Raw genomic sequence first — 15,931 nt, 5'->3', positions numbered from 1 at the left:
GATCCCCGATTCGCTCATCTGTAAGCCAGCCGTTAGCGTGCCCCTGTGTCGATCGAATGGGTGAACCAGGCCATCGACTCCCTGCGTGCTTGGGGCCGGGCGCGGGGCGTCGAGGTGGACGCGGACGAGGTACGACTGCTCTGCGACTACGCCAGCGACTACCTCAACGTCGACGAGCCGGGCGATTTCGCTCCCGAGACCTTCGACGAGCTGCTGCTGTCCATCTATCCCCGCAAGGTCATCGCCCCGCCCGAGAGCGCGCCGCAGACCGTGACGGCCGCCCGCACGCTGGTCGACTATCTGGAGGACACCGGGCAGGTCGCCGGCCCCACCGCGGCCGTCATGCGCGAGCGGCTCGCCGACATCGCGCCGCGGCTGCCGGAGGCGCTCGCCGACGAGGCCAACTTCGGCATGGCCAAGAGCCTGTTCAGCTCGATCGGGCCGGAGTCGCTGGAGCAGTCGGTTGCGATCCCGTCCGGTGAGGTGCCCGACCTGGGGGAGGCGCCCTGCGACTGCCCCGGCTGCTCGCCGCTGCCCGCCGTACGGACCGACCCGCCCGACGCGCTGCTGGCCGGTCTCGCGGACGTGCCGCTCTGGGCCGAGCTGCACGGCCCGGGCCCGCACGCCGAGCCGGTCGCCGGCCTGCGTCCCCTTCTCGACGCCGAGCCGCGCGACGAGCCGCTCGGCCGGTGGGCCCGGATCGTGGCCCACCTCGTCGAGCACGACACCGGCGGCGCAGTCACCGGCAGCGCCGACGCCGACCACGAGCTGTACGACCTGCTCGACATGCTCTACCGGGTGCGCGCCCGCGTGCCCGTCGCCGTGATCGGCGCATACCTGGAGGAGGCGTCCGACGGCGCCGAGATCGACGTCGGCGCCACGCTCGACCGGCTCGCCTGGTGCGGCCTGGTCGAGACGACCGGCGACGAGGCGGGGCTCACCCCGCTCGCCGTCTGGGCGTTGCGCGAGCACTACCTCACCCTCGGCCTCGACGCGCCGCAGGCGCCCGACCTGGCCGAGGCCGACGCCACCGGTCTCATCGAGGGGCTGCTCGACGGCGTGCCGGCCGACCTGGCCGAGGCCGACATCACCCGCTGGCTCGACCGCCGCGGCCCGGCCGAGGCCGCCGCCGAGCTGTTCGGCGCCGCCTCCGGCGCGCCCGCCGTGGCCCGCGGCATCGCGGTCACCATCGTCGACCGGCTGGGCGCCGAGGCCGAGACCGCGGTGCGCGCCGGCCTCGACGACCCCGAGCTTCGCCCGCACGCCATCCACTGGCTGGCGGCCCGCGGGCTGCCGGCCCCGTCGCTCACCCAGGACGAGCTGCTCTGGGTCAGCGTCGACATGCTGGCGCTCGCCCTGCCCGCCGCCGAGGAGGACCCCGACGTCTTCTCGGAGAACATGGCGGCCTCCGGCCCGCCCGCCCACCTCATCGAGGAGATGTGGCAGGTCGACCACCCCGACGTGATCGAGGTGCTGGAGCTGCTCGGACGCTCCCTCGCCGACGGCACCGTCGCCAAGGCCGCGCGCAAGGCCGCCTTCAAAGCCCGCTCCCGGGGCATCGGATGAGTACGCCCCTGTGACCGCTGTGCAGTAAGTTTCCTGGGTGGCCAACAACGTCTTCGACCTCGCCGAGCTGCGCAAGCTGATCGATGAGCAGGCAGCGGTCCCGCCGCGGCCGCCGCAGGAGACGCGCGCCGACCACGAGGCGCTGACGTTCCCGCCGGTCCAGCTCGCGCCGGACGCCGAGCTGGCCGCCCAGGTGCCCACCGTGCCGCTGGTGGCCGACGCCATCCGGCTGACCACCTGGACCGGCAGCCGCGCCGTGACGCCCGAGGGGCTGCTCACCGACACCGACACGGCCGCCGCTGCGGCCGAGCTCGGCCTCGACCCCGCGCGGCTGCGCCTGGTGTGGATCGTCGCCGTCAACACCGGCCTGCTGCGCATCATGCGCGGCCAGGCGTCGCGCGGCCCGCTGTCGCTGCGGCTCACGGTCGAGGCCACGCTGGAGTTCTGGGACGGCGTCGTCATGGACGTGCTCGACCGGGCCGACGAGGGGCTGACCGGCTCCGTCGTGGTCGACGAGCACCTCGCCGAGATGCTCGCCACCATCTACTCCGTGCGCTCCGGCGTCGCCGTCACCAACCTCGCCCGCGGCATCCTGCAGTCCCACGAGGTCGCCTGCGAGCCCGGGGCCGTGCCGATGCGCCGCCTGGCCGCCTCGCTCCCCGCCGAGCTGCTGGAGGCGCTGTCGCTGCTCGGCTACTGCGGGCTCGTCGAGCAGACCGGCTCGGGCCGCACCGCCCTCACCCCGCTCGGCGTCTGGGCCATCCGCCGCGACCTGCTGCGCGAGGGCCACGACGCGCCCACCACGGCCGAGGTCGAGGTCTTCGCCGACCTGTCGGCCGCCGAGCTGGTCGAGGCCCTGGTGAAGGGCGCCGCCAGCCAGAGCGCCGTGGCCGGCTGGCTCGAACGCCGCCCGCCCGAGCAGGCGGCCCGCGAGCTCGTCCGGATCGCCGCCGACGGCACCGCCGGCAGGCGCGGAGCGGTCGGCGCCATCCTGGAGGAGCTCGGCCCCGAGGCCGAGGCGCCCCTGCGTGAGGCGCTCGACCTGCCGCTGACCCGCCGCTACGCCGCGTCGTGGCTGCACATTCGCGACCTCGACGCCCCCGCGCTCAGCGGCGAGGACCACACCTGGCTCGCCGTCGACTCGCTCGCCGCCCTCATGCACCTGTCGGGCCAGGCGGCCGACCGGCTCGACACCCCGGAGCCCGGCGAGGACCTGATCCGGCTCATCGACGAGATGCCCGCCGTCGACCACCCCGACACGGTCGCCGTCCTCGACATGCTCGCCACCGCCCACGACGACCCGGCCGTCGTCAAGGCAGCCCGCAAAGCCGCGATGAAGGCGCGCTCCCTGGCGCACACTAAACTGGGCTGACCCCACCGACGAAACGGAGTGACCCTTTGGCGATCCAGTCGATCCGGCTGTTCGGAGACCCGGTGCTGACCACCCCGGCGGCGCCGGTCGTCGACTTCGACAAGGAGCTCCGCAAGCTGGTCAAAGACCTCACCGACACGATGATGGACGCGCCGGGCGCAGGCCTGGCGGCCCCGCAGATCGGCGTCGGGCTGCGGGTGTTCACCTACTACGTGGACGACCAGCTCGGCCATCTGATCAACCCCGACCTCGACCTGTCCGCCGAGATGGACGAGGAGGGCGAGGAAGGCTGCCTGTCCTTCCCCGGGCTGTCGTTCCCGACGCCGCGCGCCATCCGCGCCGTGGCCAAGGGCTTCACCATGCACGGCGAGCCCGTCGTGCTGGAGGGCACCGACCTGATGGCGCGCTGCTTCCAGCACGAGACCGACCACCTCGACGGCATCCTGTTCATCGACCGGATGGACCCCAAGCAGCGCAAGCTCGCCATGAAGGCGATCCGCGAGGCGGAGTGGAGCGGCCTGTCGGCCCCCACCATCCGCTTCTCGCCGCACGCCACCGGCGGAAAGGCGCTGTGACGATGCGCCTGGTCTTCGCGGGCACGCCCGAGACGGCGTTGCCGTCCCTGCGCACCCTGATCGACTCGCCCCGGCACGAGGTCGTCGCGGTCGTCACCCGGCCCGACGCCCAGTCCGGCCGCGGCCGCAAGGTCCACCCCTCGCCGGTGGCCGAGCTGGCCGAGGAGGCGGGGATCGAGGTGCTGCGCCCGGAGAAGGCCGGCGCTCCCGAGTTCCTCGACCGGCTGGCGGAGCTGAAGCCCGACTGCTGCCCCGTGGTCGCCTACGGCGCGCTGCTGCCGCAGGCCACGCTCGCCGTGCCGCGCCTCGGCTGGATCAACCTGCACTTCTCGATCCTGCCCGCCTGGCGCGGCGCCGCCCCTGTCCAGCACGCGATCCTGCACGGCGACGAGATCACCGGCGCCTCGACGTTCCAGATCGTCAAGGAGCTCGACGCCGGGCCCGTCTACGGCGTGGTCACCGAGCAGATCCGGGCCGACGACACCAGCGGCAGCCTCCTCGACCGGCTCGCCGTCTCCGGCGCCGGGTTGCTGGCCGCGACCCTCGACGGCGTCGAGGACGGCACCCTGCAGGCCCGCCGGCAGCCCCGCGACGGGGTCAGCGTCGCACCCAAGATCAACGTGGTCGACGCGCAGGTCGACTGGACGGCGCCCGCCATGCGCGTCGACCGGCTGGTGCGCGCCTGCACCCCCGGGCCGGGCGCGTGGAGCACCTTCCGCGGGCAGCGGGTCAAGCTGGGCCCCGTCCGCCCCGCGCCGTCCGCCGAGCCGCTCCCGGCCGGGGCGATCGCCGCCGGCAAGGACACCGTCCTGGTCGGCACGGCCACCCACCCCGTCGAGCTGGGCGAGGTCCAGCCACAGGGCAAGCGGGTGATGGCGGCCGGCGCCTGGGCGCGCGGCGCGCGGGTCGGCGGAGACGACCGGTTCGAGTGACCACCCAGGGCCGGCCCACCCGGGCCCCCGGACAGGGCGGCGCGAACGGGACAGACACGAGCGAGAGCCGGAGACGATGAAGACACGGGGAGGCCGGGGGCCCGCGGGCCGCGGTGGACAGCCGGGCAGGCCCCGCAGGCCGGCACGCGACCAGGCACGCAACGCCGCCTTCGACATCATGCGGGCCGTCGACGAGCGCGACGCGTACGCCAACCTGCTCGCGCCCCGCCTGCTGCGCGAGCGCGGCCTGAAGGGGCGCGACGCGGCGTTGGCGACCGAGCTGGCCTACGGCACCCTGCGCGGGCTCGGCACCTACGACGCCGTCATCGACCTGTGCAGCGACCGCCGCCCCGACCCCGACGTGCACGACGCCCTGCGTCTGGGCGCCCACCAGCTGCTCAGGATGCGCGTCCCGCCGCACGCCGCCGTCGGCACCACCGTCGACCTCGTACGCCTGCGGATCGGCGCGGGCGCCGCCAAGTTCGTCAACGCGGTCCTGCGCAAGATCGCCTCCAGGACGCTCGACGAGTGGATCCCCATCGTCGCCCCCGACCCGGCCGAAGACCCGTCGGGCCACCTGTCGATCGCTCACAGCCACCCCCGGTGGATCGTCAGCGCCTTCCGTGACGCCCTGGGCGGCATGGGCGGTGGCATGGGCGACGGCATGGCGGAGACCGCCGAGCTGCTCGCCGCCGACAACGAACGTCCTCTCGTCACGCTGGTCGCCCGGCCGGGCCGCGCCACGGTGGCGGAGCTGGGCGACGCCGGCGCCGAGCCGGGCCGCTTCTCCCCGTACGCCGCCTACCTGCCGGAGGGCGACCCCGGCCGCATCCCCGCGGTCGCCGAGACCCGTGCGGCCGTCCAGGACGAGGCCAGCCAGCTCGTGGCGCTCGCCCTGACCCGCGTGCCGCTCGACGGCCGCGACGAGCTGTGGCTCGACATGTGCGCCGGCCCGGGCGGCAAGGCGGGTCTCCTGGACGCCATCGCCGTCCACGGCGACCGCGCGGCCCTGCCGTCCCCGGGGGTTTCCGGCGACGTGGGGCCGGAGCCGTTCCGGGGCGGGGCCCGGCTGGTGGCGGCCGACGTGCAGCACCACCGGTCCCGGCTGGTCCGGCAGACCACGACCGACGCCGCCGTGATCACCGCCGACGGCACGGCGCCCGTGTGGCGGCCGGGCACGTTCGACCGCGTCATGCTCGACGCCCCCTGCACCGGCCTCGGCGCGCTGCGCCGCCGGCCGGAGGCCCGCTGGCGGCGCGACCCGGCCGGCATCGCGGAGCTCGGCCGGCTGCAGCGCCGCCTGCTCGGCGCCGCCCTGGACGCTGTACGGCCCGGCGGTGTCGTGGCGTACGTCACCTGCTCCCCGCACCTGGCCGAGACCAGGGTCGTGGTGGGCGACGTGACAGCCGGGCGGGACGACGTGGACCTGCTCGACGCCCGCCGCTACCTGCCCGGGATCGACGGGCTGGGCGACGGCCCGTACGCGCAGTTCTGGCCGCACCGCCACGGCACCGACGCCATGTTCCTGGCCCTGCTGCGCAGGCGCGCGTAGGGGCGGCGGGCGCGACGAGGGCGCTCGGGCCCGCGTCACGATCACGCGGGGTCAGGTCAGGCATGGCGTTCCGTCCGGGACGGCTACGGTGTGCGGGGTCATGTGGACGGCGACGTGGCTGACTAGACTCGCCTCATCATGGCTGTACAAATCTCGCCCAGCATCCTCGCCGCCGACTTCGCGCGCCTCGCCGACGAGGCCGCCGCGGTGCACAACGCCGACTGGCTGCACGTGGACGTCATGGACTACCACTTCGTGCCCAACCTCACGCTCGGGCTGCCCGTGGTCGAGTCCCTGCGCAAGGCCACGCCGCTGCCCCTCGACTGCCACCTCATGATCGACGACCCCGACCGCTGGGCGCCGGCGTACGCCGAGGCGGGCGCGGGCAGCGTCACCATCCACGCCGAGGCGACCCGGGCGCCGGTGCGCACGCTGCGCCAGATCCGCTCTCTCGGTGCCCGCGCGGCGCTGGCGCTCAATCCCGGCACGGCGGTCGAGCCGTACGAGGGGCTGCTCGGCGAGGTCGACATGCTGCTGCTGATGACGGTCGAGCCGGGGTTCGGCGGGCAGAAGTTCCTCGACATGGTGCTGCCCAAGATCCGCACTGCCCGGTCGCTCGTCCGGCGGCACGGCGGCCAGGTCTGGATCCAGGTGGATGGCGGTGTCGACACCACCACCATCGAGCGCTGCGCCGAGGCGGGGGCCGACGTGTTCGTGGCGGGCAGCGCCGTCTACGGCGCCGACGACCCCGCCGCGGCCGTGGACGCGCTGCGCGCGCAGGCCGCCGCCGCCACCGGCTGATCGGTCCCCGGGCGACATGAACCCCGGCCCGGCTGGGTAACCACTTACTTATGACGGACCACGGGATCTTCGGCCCCGGCTCGGTGACCTGGCGCGTCATGGGAGAGCCGATCCTCCTGGTCGGCGGCCTGCGCGCGCTCCTCATGCAGGGGCTGCATCCCCGGGCCATGCGCGGCGTCCTGCAGAACTCCGCCCTGATGGACTCCGGTGAGGCGTGGTCGCGGTTCGTGCGGACCACGGAGTTCGTCCGCGTCCGGACGTACGGCACCCGTGCCGAGGTGGAGCGCGCCGGGCGTCGCGTCCGCAAGATCCACGCCACGCTGACCGCGCACGACCCCGACACCGGGGAGGACTTCCACCTTGACGAGCCCGACGCGCTGCTGTGGGTGCACATCGGCGAGGTCGACTCCTACCTGTCGGTGGCCCGGCGCAGCGGCGTCCGGCTGACGGACGCCGAGGCCGACATGTTCGTCGCCGAGCAGCGGCGCGCGGCCGAGGTGGTCGGCCTGGACCCGGCCGGGGTGCCGGGCTCGGTGGGGGAGATGCGCGACTACATCGAGGCGCAGCGGCCCGTGCTGAGGTTCGTCCCCGAGGCCGCCCATCCGCTGCGCCAGTCACTGAACGCGCCGCTGCCACTGATCCTGACACCGCTCAGGCCGGCGGTGCCGGCGATCACGCTGCTCGCCTTCGCCACGCTGCCGCGCTGGGCCAGACGGCTGTACGGGCTGCCCGCCACTCCGGTCGGCGACCTGTGGGCGACCGCGACCCTGCGGACTCTGCACACCGGCATCGGGCTGGTCCCGGCCCAGGTCCGCTACTCCCCGGCGGCCCGTCAGGCCCGCCGCATCACGGCCGCCTGACCAGTTGACCAAGCGGCCGCTTGGGTGTCATGGTGGGGGTCGCTGACAGATGCCTCGACGGACATGGCAGACTGGTAGGCGAACAGAGCTAGCGTGCTCCGGGGTCGGTGAAAGTCCGAACCGGCGGTGACAGTCCGCGACCCGGCCGATGCCATCGGCCGGTTGACCCGGTGAAATTCCGGGACCGACGGTGAAAGTCCGGATGGGAGGAAGCGCGCGGGTGTCCGGCATACGCCGGGCGCCTCTGTGACGCGTTCGTACGCGTCGTAGCACCCCCGGGGCCCGTCATCGCTCGAAGCCGATGGCGACGAGGAGGCCCGGGTGGAGAGACCCGCCGCAGGACGACCTGGCGGCGTCGCGCCCGTGACGCGCGCCCGGCACGAGGACGTCCGGCATATGGCGCGGGCCGTCGTACTGGCTGCGCGCGGGCACGGCACCACCAGCCCCAACCCCGTCGTGGGTTGCGTCGTGCTCGACGCGACCGGGCGGGTGGCCGGGGAGGGGTTCCACGCCTACGCCGGCGGCCCGCACGCCGAGGTGGTCGCGCTGCGGCAGGCCGGAGAGCGGGCGCGCGGCGGCACCGCCTACGTGACGCTGGAGCCGTGCGACCACACCGGCCGCACCGGCCCGTGCAGCGAGGCGCTGCTCGACGCCGGAATCGCCTGCGTGGTGATCGCCGTGGCCGACCCGAACCCGAAGGCCGCCGGCGGCGCCGACCGGCTGCGCGCGCACGGGGTCGTCGTGGAGACGGGCGTTCTGGCGATCGAGGCCGAACGTGTCAACGCCGAATGGCTCACCTTCGCCCGGCTCGGCAGGCCGCATGTGACGTGGAAGTTCGCCGCCACCCTGGACGGCCGGTCGGCCGCCGCCGACGGCACCAGCCAGTGGATCACCTCCCCCGAAGCCCGTGCCGACGTACACCGGCTGCGGGCCCGCGCCGACGCCGTGATGGCGGGCATCGGTACGGTCCTCGCCGACGACCCCCGCCTGACCGCCCGTCCAGTCCAGTCCGGGCAGGCCGAGGAGACCGAGCAGACCGGGCAGGCCGAGGAGACCGAGCAGACCGGGCAGGCTGAGGAGACCGGGCAGGCCGGGCAGGCTGAGGAGACCGGGAAAGCCGAGCAGACCGAGGAGGCCCGGCGGGCCGCCGGAGCGGGCGCGGGCGGTGCGAAGGGAAGGCGGCGCGCCGTGCTGCGGGTCGTGGTCGACACCGAAGCCAGGACGCCGGCGACCGCCAGGGTCCTGGACGGCGAGGCCCCGACCCTGATCGCGGTCGCCCCCGATGTCCCAGCCCCCGATGTCCCAGCCCCCGATGTCCCCGTCCCCGCCCTCGACGCCGGCGTCGCGGGGAGCCCCGACGTGGAGCTGGTCCGTGTGCCCCGCCATCCCGGAGGCGGCCTGGACCTGCACGCCCTGCTGGGCGAGCTGGCCCGCCGTGGCGTCGTCAGCGTGTTCCTCGAAGGCGGCCCCACCCTGGCCGGAGCGTTCCTGGCGCAGGGCCTCGTCGACCGGGTCGTCGCCTACGTGGCCCCGGCGCTGCTCGGCTCCGGCGCCGCCGCGCTCGGCGACGCAGGCGTGGCCACCATCGCCGGCGTCCACCGGCTCGCCTTCGACGACGTCCGCCTCGTCGGCCCGGACCTCCGGCTGACCGCCCGCCCCCGGCCGTCCGGCAGCCCGCCCCCCGGTCACCCCCACCCCAGCCACTCCCACCTCAGTCAACCCCGTTCCAGTCACCCCCACCCCAGCCGGCCCCACCCCAGCGAGGAAGTGTGATGTTCACCGGAATCATCGAGGAAAGAGGCGAGGTCGTCGCGATCGCGGCGGCCGGTGACTCCGCGCGGTTGTCCGTGCGGGGCCCGCTCGTCACCTCCGACGCCGCCCACGGAGACTCGATCGCCGTCAACGGCGTCTGCCTGACCGTCGTGGCCGTCGACGACGACGTGTTCACGGTGGACGTGATCAAGGAGTCGCTCGACCGCAGCTCCCTGGGCGCGTTGCGGGCGGGCTCGCCCGTGAACCTGGAACGCGCCGTACGCGCCGACCAGCGGCTCGGCGGCCACATCGTGCAGGGACACGTCGACGGCACGGCCGTGCTGCTGTCCCGTGAGAGCGGCGAACGCTGGGACGACCTGCGCTTCTCGCTGCCGCCGGCGCTCGCCAGGTACGTGGCCGAGAAGGGCTCGATCGCCGTCGACGGAATCAGCCTGACCGTCACCACGGTTGACGACGACAGCTTCGGCGTGAGCCTCATCCCCACCACGCTGGAGCTGACCACGATGGGCACGCGCCGGGTCGGCGACGTGGTCAACATCGAGGTCGACGTGATCGCCAAGTATGTCGAAAGGCTGGTGGTCAGGCAGTGAACTGGGCCGATGCCGGATTCAACGCGTTCGGCTTCCACGTGCTCTGGACGGACCTGATCGGCAACATCGCCGCGCTGTCCACCGTCCTGCTGGCGATGCGCAGGTCCATCTGGACCTGGCCGGTGCAGTTCACCGGCTCCGTGCTGCTGTTCATCGCCTCCGTCAACGCCGGGATCACCGGCAACGCGCTCAAGCAGGCCATGTTCGGCGTGCTCGCCATCTACGGCTGGTGGGCCTGGCGGCGCGGCACCCAGGGCGGCGCCCAGCTCGCCGTGCGGCCGGCACGGACCTGGGAGCGGACCGCGCTGGTCGGCGCCATGCTGGCCGGGACGGTGCTGGTCGGCCTGCTGTTCTACGTGACGAAGTGGTCGTGGGGCGCCGAGGTGCCGCTGCCCCAGGGCGCCTTCCTGGTGGCCGCCGACGCCTACATCTTCGTCGGCAGCGCCGTCGCCACCTGGGCCCAGGGTCGAGCGCTGGTCGACTTCTGGATCGTGTGGGTGGCGGTCGACCTCGTGGGCGTGCCGCTGGCGTTCAGCTCGGGGCTGGTCGTCTCCGGAGCCGTGTACGGCGTGTTCTTCGTGCTCGTCGTCGTGGGGTTCGTCAAGTGGCTCAAGGAGTACCGCGCCCGGCGGGACATGCCCGGACCGCTGGTGGTGGCGTCGTGAACGACATCCGGTTCGACCCGATCGAGCGGGCCGTCGCCGACGTCGGCGCCGGCCGGCCGGTGGTCGTGGTGGACGACGCCGACCGTGAGAACGAGGGCGACATCATCTTCGCCGCCGCCAAGGCCACGCCCGAGCTGCTGACGTTCACGATCAGGCACACCAGCGGCGTCATCTGCGTCCCCATGACGGGCGAGGAGCTCGACCGGCTCGGCCTGCCGCTCATGGTCTTCGAGAACAAGGAGCGCATGCGCACGGCGTACACGATCAGCGTGGACGCCCGCGACGGCGTGACCACCGGCATCTCCGCGGCGGACCGCGCCCGGACGATCCGGGCGCTCGCCGACTCCGCCACCGAGCCGAACGAGCTGGTGCGGCCCGGCCACATCTTCCCGCTGCGCTACCGCGACGGCGGCGTGCTGGCCCGGCGCGGCCACACCGAGGCAGCCGTGGACCTGGCCCGGCTCGCCGGCCTGTCGCCCGCCGGCGTGCTGGCCGAGGTCGTCAACGACGACGGCACCATGGCCAGGCTGCCGGAGCTGCGCGCCTTCGCCGACGAGCACGACCTGGCGCTCGTCTCCATCGAACAGCTCGTCGAGCACCGCCGCCGCACCGAGAGCATGGTCACCCGGGTCGCCGAGACGACCGTGCCCACCGCGTACGGCACCTGGCGGGCCTACGGCTACGCCAGCGCGCTCGACGGCGGCGAGCACGTCGCCCTCGTCTACGGCGACCTCACCGGCGGCGAGAACGTCCTCGTCCGCGCCCACTCCGAATGCCTGACCGGCGACGTGTTCGGCTCGCTGCGCTGCGACTGCGGCCCCCAGCTCGACCACGCCATGGCCGCGATCGCCGAGGAGGGCCGCGGCGTCGTCGTGTACCTGCGCGGCCACGAGGGCCGCGGCATCGGCCTGCTCGCCAAGCTCAAGGCGTACAGCCTGCAGGACAGCGGCAGCGACACCGTCGAGGCCAACCTGGAGCTCGGGCTGCCCGTCGACGCGCGGGAGTTCTCCAACGCCGGGCAGATCCTGGCCGACCTCGGCGTCAAGTCGGTGCGGCTGCTCACCAACAACCCGGCCAAGCTCAAGGGCATGGACGGCTACGGCATCAAGGTCCTCGGCCGCGAGCCGATGCCGGTGGCCGTGAACCCCCACAACGAGCGGTACCTCAAGGCCAAGCGCGACCGGCTCGGCCACGACATCTCGGAGGCCTCATGAGTGCGGAAGGACGTCCCGCGGCGCAGCCGGTGCCCGAGGCGGCCGGCCTGACGGTCGGCGTCGTCGCGGCGAGCTGGCACCCCAAGATCACCGACCGGTTGGTGGCACGCGCGCTGCAGGCGTGCGACGACAGCGGCGCCACGGCCACCGTCGTGCGGGTGCCGGGCTCGCTGGAGATCCCGGTGGTCGCCCAGGCGCTGGCCCGCCGCTGCGACGCGGTCGTCGCCCTCGGCGCGGTCATCCGCGGCGAGACGGCGCACTTCGACTACGTGTGCGACTCGGTCACCGCCGGGCTCACCCGGATCTCGCTCGACGAGTCGACCCCGGTCGGCAACGGCGTGCTCACCTGCGAGACGCTCGACCAGGCGCTCGACCGGTCCGGACTGCCGGGCAGCAAGGAGGACAAGGGCTACGAGTCGGCGGTCGCCGCCCTGGAGACGGCACTCCTGTTGAGAGACCTCCGCTGACCTGCGATAAATTGCCGATCATGCCTGACCACGTGCCCACCCCCCCGCTGCCCGTCACCTGGCGTCCGCGCCGGGGGAGAATCGTCGCGTACGGCGTCGCCGTGCTCATCGTGGTGGGGGCGGTCGTGATGGCGATCTACATCGCGGAGCCGTTCATGCTGCCCGACCGGATCGCCATCGTGGCCTTCGGCTGCCTCGTCGCCTTCGTCCTGCACCTGCTGGGCAGGGTGCGGGTGGAGGCCGACGAGGAGGGCGTCACCCTCGTCAACGCCGTCCGCACCCACCGCTACACCTGGCCGGAGGTGCTCGACGTCACCTTCCTCGTCGGCGACCCCTGGCCCCGGATCGACTTCTCCGACGGCCGTACGATCGGCGCGATGGGCATCCAGGGGTCGGAGAAGGAGGCCGCCCGCCGCGCCACCGCCGAGCTGGCCGCCCTCATCCACGAGCGGGGCGAGGCGCGCGAGGACTGAAACCTGGTTGTCGGTGGAGCTTGATTTCGCGGCGGGCGGAGGGCGCGTAGCCTGAAGGCGTGCTGGTCGAATCGCCGCAGAAGCTGGTCGAACTGCTCGACCGGCATGCCTACCTGGCCGACGAGGGGCTGGCCACGGCCGCGTTCCTGGCGTTGCGGATGGGGCGGCCGCTGTTCCTGGAAGGGGAGGCGGGCGTCGGCAAGACCGAGCTGGCCAAGACCCTGGCCGGGCTGCTGGACGCGCCGCTGATCCGGCTGCAGTGCTACGAGGGGCTGGACGCCGCCCAGGCGCTCTACGACTGGGACTTCGCCCGGCAGCTCCTGCATCTCAAGGCGGCCGAGGCGGCCGGGGTGACCGACGTGGGCCGGCTGGAGGGCGAGATCTACGACCGGCGGTTCCTCATCGCCCGGCCGCTGCTGAAGGCGCTGGAGACGCAGCCCAGCGTGCTGCTGGTCGACGAGATCGACCGGGCCGACGACGAGTTCGAGGCGTTCCTGCTGGAGGTGCTGTCCGACTTCACCATCTCCATCCCCGAGCTCGGCACGGTCAGGGCCGAGACGCCGCCCGTGGTCGTGGTCACCTCCAACCGCACCCGCGAGGTGCACGACGCGCTCAAGCGCCGCTGCCTCTACCACTGGCTGGAGCATCCGAGCTTCGACCGGGAGGTCGCCATCCTGCTGCGCCGCCTGCCGGCCTGCACCGAGACGCTGGCCGCCCAGGTGGCCAGGGCGGCCGAGCGGCTGCGGCAGGCAGATCTGGTCAAGCCGCCCGGCGTGGCCGAGACGCTCGACTGGACGCAGGCGCTGCTCACCCTGGGCGTGCGCGAGCTGGACCCCGACCGGGCCGCGCTCACCCTGGGCGCGGCGCTGAAGTACCGCGAGGACGTCGAGAACGTGCTCGCCAAGGGGCTGCTGCGCGATGGATGAGCTGGCCGCCACCGTCACCGGTTTCGCCAGGACGCTGCGGGCCGCGGGCGTCGGCGCCGACCACGAGCGCACCGCCAACCTGCTCAGGGCCCTGGACCACCTCGACGTGTCCGACCCGCGCGAGGTCTACTGGGCCGGCCGCCTCACCCTGTGCGCCACGCCCGACGACCTGCCCCGCTACGACCGGTGCTTCGCCGCGTACTTCGGCGGGCGCCGGGCCGTCCCCGCTCCGCGCGCCGGCGCGACGGTCGTCACCCGCCACACCGCCGCCCCCGAGGAGGGCGGCGAGCCGGGGGAGGAGGGGGAGACGGCGCCCGCCACCGCCAGCCGCGCCGAGCTGCTCCGGCACCGCGACGTGGCCGGGCTCACCGCGGCCGAACGTGACGAGGTGCACCGCCTGCTGGCGATGCTGCGAGGCCGGCGCGCGCAGCGCCGCTCGCGGCGCTTCGCGCCCGCCGCCAGAGGCGGTCTCGACCGGGGGCGCACGATCCGCGAGGCGCTCAGGAAGGGCGAGGTAACCCGGCTGCGCCGCCGCGCCCACACCACCCGGCCGCGCCCGGTCGTGCTGTTCGTCGACGTCAGCGGCTCCATGGCGCCGTACGCGGAGACGCTGCTGAGGTTCGCCCACGCCCTGGTCCGGAGTGAGCCGCGGGCCACCCGCGTCTACTCGATCGGCACCCGGCTCACCTCGATCACCGCCGAGCTGCGCCACCGCGATCCCGGCACCGCGCTGGAGGCGGTGTCGCGGGCCATCCCCGACTGGAGCGGGGGCACCAGGCTCGGTGCGGAGCTGCGCGAGTACCTGGGCCGGCACAGCGCCCGCGGAGCCGTCGTGGTGATCGCCTCCGACGGGTGGGAACGCGGCGACCCCGGCCTGCTCGGCTCCCAGCTCGCCCGGCTGTCCCGGCAGGCGCACCGGATGATCTGGGTGAACCCGCACAAGGGGTACGCCGGCTACCAGCCGCTGACCGGTGGCATGCGCGCGGCCCTGCCCCATCTCGACGACCTGGTGGCCGGGCACAGCCTGGCCGCCTACCAGGAGCTCAGCGAAAGGCTCGCCCATGCGTGACGTGCTGCCGGAGATCGAGCGCTGGTGGAGGTCGGGCGACAGGTTCGGCCTGGCGACGGTGGTGAGCACGTTCAGCAGCGCGCCCCGGCCGCCGGGCGCGTCGATGGCGGTGCGCGGCGGCGAGGTGGTCGGCAGCGTGTCCGGCGGCTGTGTCGAGGGGGAGGTGTTCGAGCTGGCCACGGAGGTGGCCACGGTGACCGGCACGCCCGTCCTGCAGCGGTACGGCGTGACCGACGACGACGCGTTCGCCGTGGGCCTCACCTGCGGCGGCGTCCTCGACATCCTGGTCGAGCCGGTCTGCGCCGAGACGTTCCCGGAGCTGGGCGACGTCGCCCGGTCCGTCGAGGAGCACGAACCGGTCGCCGTCGCGACGATCGTGTCCGGACCCGGCCGGCTGGGCGCCCGCCGCGTCGTCTGGCCGGGCCGCTCGTCGGGCACGCTCGGCCTGGCCCGCCTCGACGAGGCGGTGGACGACGACGCCCGCGGCATGCTGGCGCAGGGCGTGACCGGCGTCAGGCGCTACGGCGCCGAGGGGGAGCGGCGGCTGGACGACCTGGCGGTGTTCGTCCACTCGTTCGCGCCGCCGCCGCGCATGCTGGTGTTCGGCGCGATCGACTTCGCCGCCGCGGTGGCGCGGCTCGGCAAGTTCCTCGGCTACCACGTGACCGTGTGCGACGCCCGCCCCGTCTTCGCCACCGCCAAGCGCTTCCCCGAGGCCGACGAGGTCGTCGTCAGGTGGCCGCACGACTACCTGGCGTCGGTCCGGGTGGACGAGCGGACGGTGATCTGCGTGCTGACCCACGACCCGAAGTTCGACGTGCCGCTGCTGGAGGTGGCGCTGCGCACCGGCGCCGGGTACGTGGGCGCGATGGGCTCGCGCCGTACCCACGACGACCGGCTGGCCCGGCTGCGCGAGGCCGGCCTGTCGGCGGACGAACTGGCGAGGCTGCGCTCGCCGATCGGCCTCGACCTGGGGGCCCGCACCCCGGAGGAGACCGCGGTGTCCATCGCGGCCGAGCTGATCCAACTGAGATGGGGCGGCTCCGGGCAGCCGCTGACGCGGACCAGCGGCCGCATCCACCACGAGGGGTAGCGG

16 protein-coding genes and 1 riboswitch are annotated in these 15,931 nt (G+C 74.0%); all 16 genes read left to right on the top strand.

The window, feature by feature from the left end; genetic code table 11:
• Window positions 1–45: 45 nt before the first annotated feature.
• The 16 genes from ACGF0J_RS24800 to ACGF0J_RS24725 all read left to right on the top strand — a co-directional run bounded on the left by ACGF0J_RS24800 (window position 46) and on the right by ACGF0J_RS24725 (window position 15,928).
• A complete protein-coding gene (locus ACGF0J_RS24800) occupies window positions 46–1,566 on the top strand; it encodes a hypothetical protein (protein ID WP_393149350.1) in 1,521 nt (506 codons plus the stop codon).
• Window positions 1,567–1,603: 37 nt separating this feature from the next.
• Window positions 1,604–2,938, top strand: coding sequence for a hypothetical protein (locus ACGF0J_RS24795; protein ID WP_393149349.1), 1,335 nt, complete (start codon window positions 1,604–1,606; stop codon window positions 2,936–2,938).
• A gap of 26 nt (window positions 2,939–2,964) precedes the next feature.
• A complete protein-coding gene (gene def / locus ACGF0J_RS24790; RefSeq protein ID WP_393149348.1) occupies window positions 2,965–3,513 on the top strand; it encodes a peptide deformylase in 549 nt (182 codons plus the stop codon).
• Window positions 3,514–3,515: 2 nt separating this feature from the next.
• Window positions 3,516–4,445, top strand: coding sequence for a methionyl-tRNA formyltransferase (gene fmt / locus ACGF0J_RS24785; protein WP_393149543.1), 930 nt, complete (start codon window positions 3,516–3,518; stop codon window positions 4,443–4,445).
• Between the two features lie 76 nt (window positions 4,446–4,521).
• The gene (locus ACGF0J_RS24780) at window positions 4,522–5,997 is read left to right on the top strand and encodes an RsmB/NOP family class I SAM-dependent RNA methyltransferase (protein WP_393149347.1); all 1,476 of its coding nucleotides are present in this window, start codon (window positions 4,522–4,524) and stop codon (window positions 5,995–5,997) included.
• Between the two features lie 138 nt (window positions 5,998–6,135).
• On the top strand, window positions 6,136–6,798 hold the full coding sequence (gene rpe / locus ACGF0J_RS24775; RefSeq protein WP_393149346.1) for a ribulose-phosphate 3-epimerase: 663 nt from the start codon (window positions 6,136–6,138) through the stop codon (window positions 6,796–6,798).
• Window positions 6,799–6,848: 50 nt separating this feature from the next.
• Complete coding sequence (locus tag ACGF0J_RS24770; RefSeq protein WP_393149345.1) at window positions 6,849–7,658, top strand: oxygenase MpaB family protein; 810 nt, start codon at window positions 6,849–6,851, stop codon at window positions 7,656–7,658.
• Window positions 7,659–7,747: 89 nt separating this feature from the next.
• Window positions 7,748–7,878, top strand: a riboswitch (FMN riboswitch).
• 101 nt (window positions 7,879–7,979) lie between these two features.
• Window positions 7,980–9,431 (top strand): bifunctional diaminohydroxyphosphoribosylaminopyrimidine deaminase/5-amino-6-(5-phosphoribosylamino)uracil reductase RibD, encoded by a 1,452-nt coding sequence (gene ribD, locus ACGF0J_RS24765; RefSeq protein ID WP_393149344.1) that lies wholly within the window; start codon window positions 7,980–7,982, stop codon window positions 9,429–9,431.
• On the top strand, window positions 9,431–10,021 hold the full coding sequence (locus tag ACGF0J_RS24760) for a riboflavin synthase (RefSeq protein ID WP_393149343.1): 591 nt from the start codon (window positions 9,431–9,433) through the stop codon (window positions 10,019–10,021). Before ribD ends, ACGF0J_RS24760 begins: the two co-directional genes overlap by 1 nt.
• On the top strand, window positions 10,018–10,686 hold the full coding sequence (locus ACGF0J_RS24755; RefSeq protein ID WP_393149342.1) for a nicotinamide riboside transporter PnuC: 669 nt from the start codon (window positions 10,018–10,020) through the stop codon (window positions 10,684–10,686). Before ACGF0J_RS24760 ends, ACGF0J_RS24755 begins: the two co-directional genes overlap by 4 nt.
• A complete protein-coding gene (locus tag ACGF0J_RS24750; protein ID WP_393149341.1) occupies window positions 10,683–11,900 on the top strand; it encodes a bifunctional 3,4-dihydroxy-2-butanone-4-phosphate synthase/GTP cyclohydrolase II in 1,218 nt (405 codons plus the stop codon). Before ACGF0J_RS24755 ends, ACGF0J_RS24750 begins: the two co-directional genes overlap by 4 nt.
• Window positions 11,897–12,367 (top strand): 6,7-dimethyl-8-ribityllumazine synthase, encoded by a 471-nt coding sequence (gene ribH, locus ACGF0J_RS24745; RefSeq protein ID WP_393149340.1) that lies wholly within the window; start codon window positions 11,897–11,899, stop codon window positions 12,365–12,367. Before ACGF0J_RS24750 ends, ribH begins: the two co-directional genes overlap by 4 nt.
• A gap of 20 nt (window positions 12,368–12,387) precedes the next feature.
• Complete coding sequence (locus ACGF0J_RS24740) at window positions 12,388–12,840, top strand: PH domain-containing protein (RefSeq protein WP_393149339.1); 453 nt, start codon at window positions 12,388–12,390, stop codon at window positions 12,838–12,840.
• Window positions 12,841–12,899: 59 nt separating this feature from the next.
• Window positions 12,900–13,766 (top strand): AAA family ATPase, encoded by an 867-nt coding sequence (locus tag ACGF0J_RS24735; RefSeq protein WP_393149338.1) that lies wholly within the window; start codon window positions 12,900–12,902, stop codon window positions 13,764–13,766.
• The gene (locus tag ACGF0J_RS24730) at window positions 13,759–14,835 is read left to right on the top strand and encodes a VWA domain-containing protein (RefSeq protein ID WP_393149337.1); all 1,077 of its coding nucleotides are present in this window, start codon (window positions 13,759–13,761) and stop codon (window positions 14,833–14,835) included. Before ACGF0J_RS24735 ends, ACGF0J_RS24730 begins: the two co-directional genes overlap by 8 nt.
• A complete protein-coding gene (locus ACGF0J_RS24725; protein ID WP_393149336.1) occupies window positions 14,828–15,928 on the top strand; it encodes an XdhC family protein in 1,101 nt (366 codons plus the stop codon). The genes ACGF0J_RS24730 and ACGF0J_RS24725 overlap by 8 nt, the downstream gene beginning before the upstream one ends.
• The last annotated feature ends 3 nt before the right edge of the window (window positions 15,929–15,931 follow it).

The sequence above is a fragment of the Nonomuraea sp. NPDC047897 genome (assembly GCF_043204415.1).
GTDB lineage: Bacteria > Actinomycetota > Actinomycetes > Streptosporangiales > Streptosporangiaceae > Nonomuraea.
The sequence above is the reverse complement of the archived record's forward strand: the minus strand, read 5'-3'. Positions and strand labels throughout refer to the sequence as shown.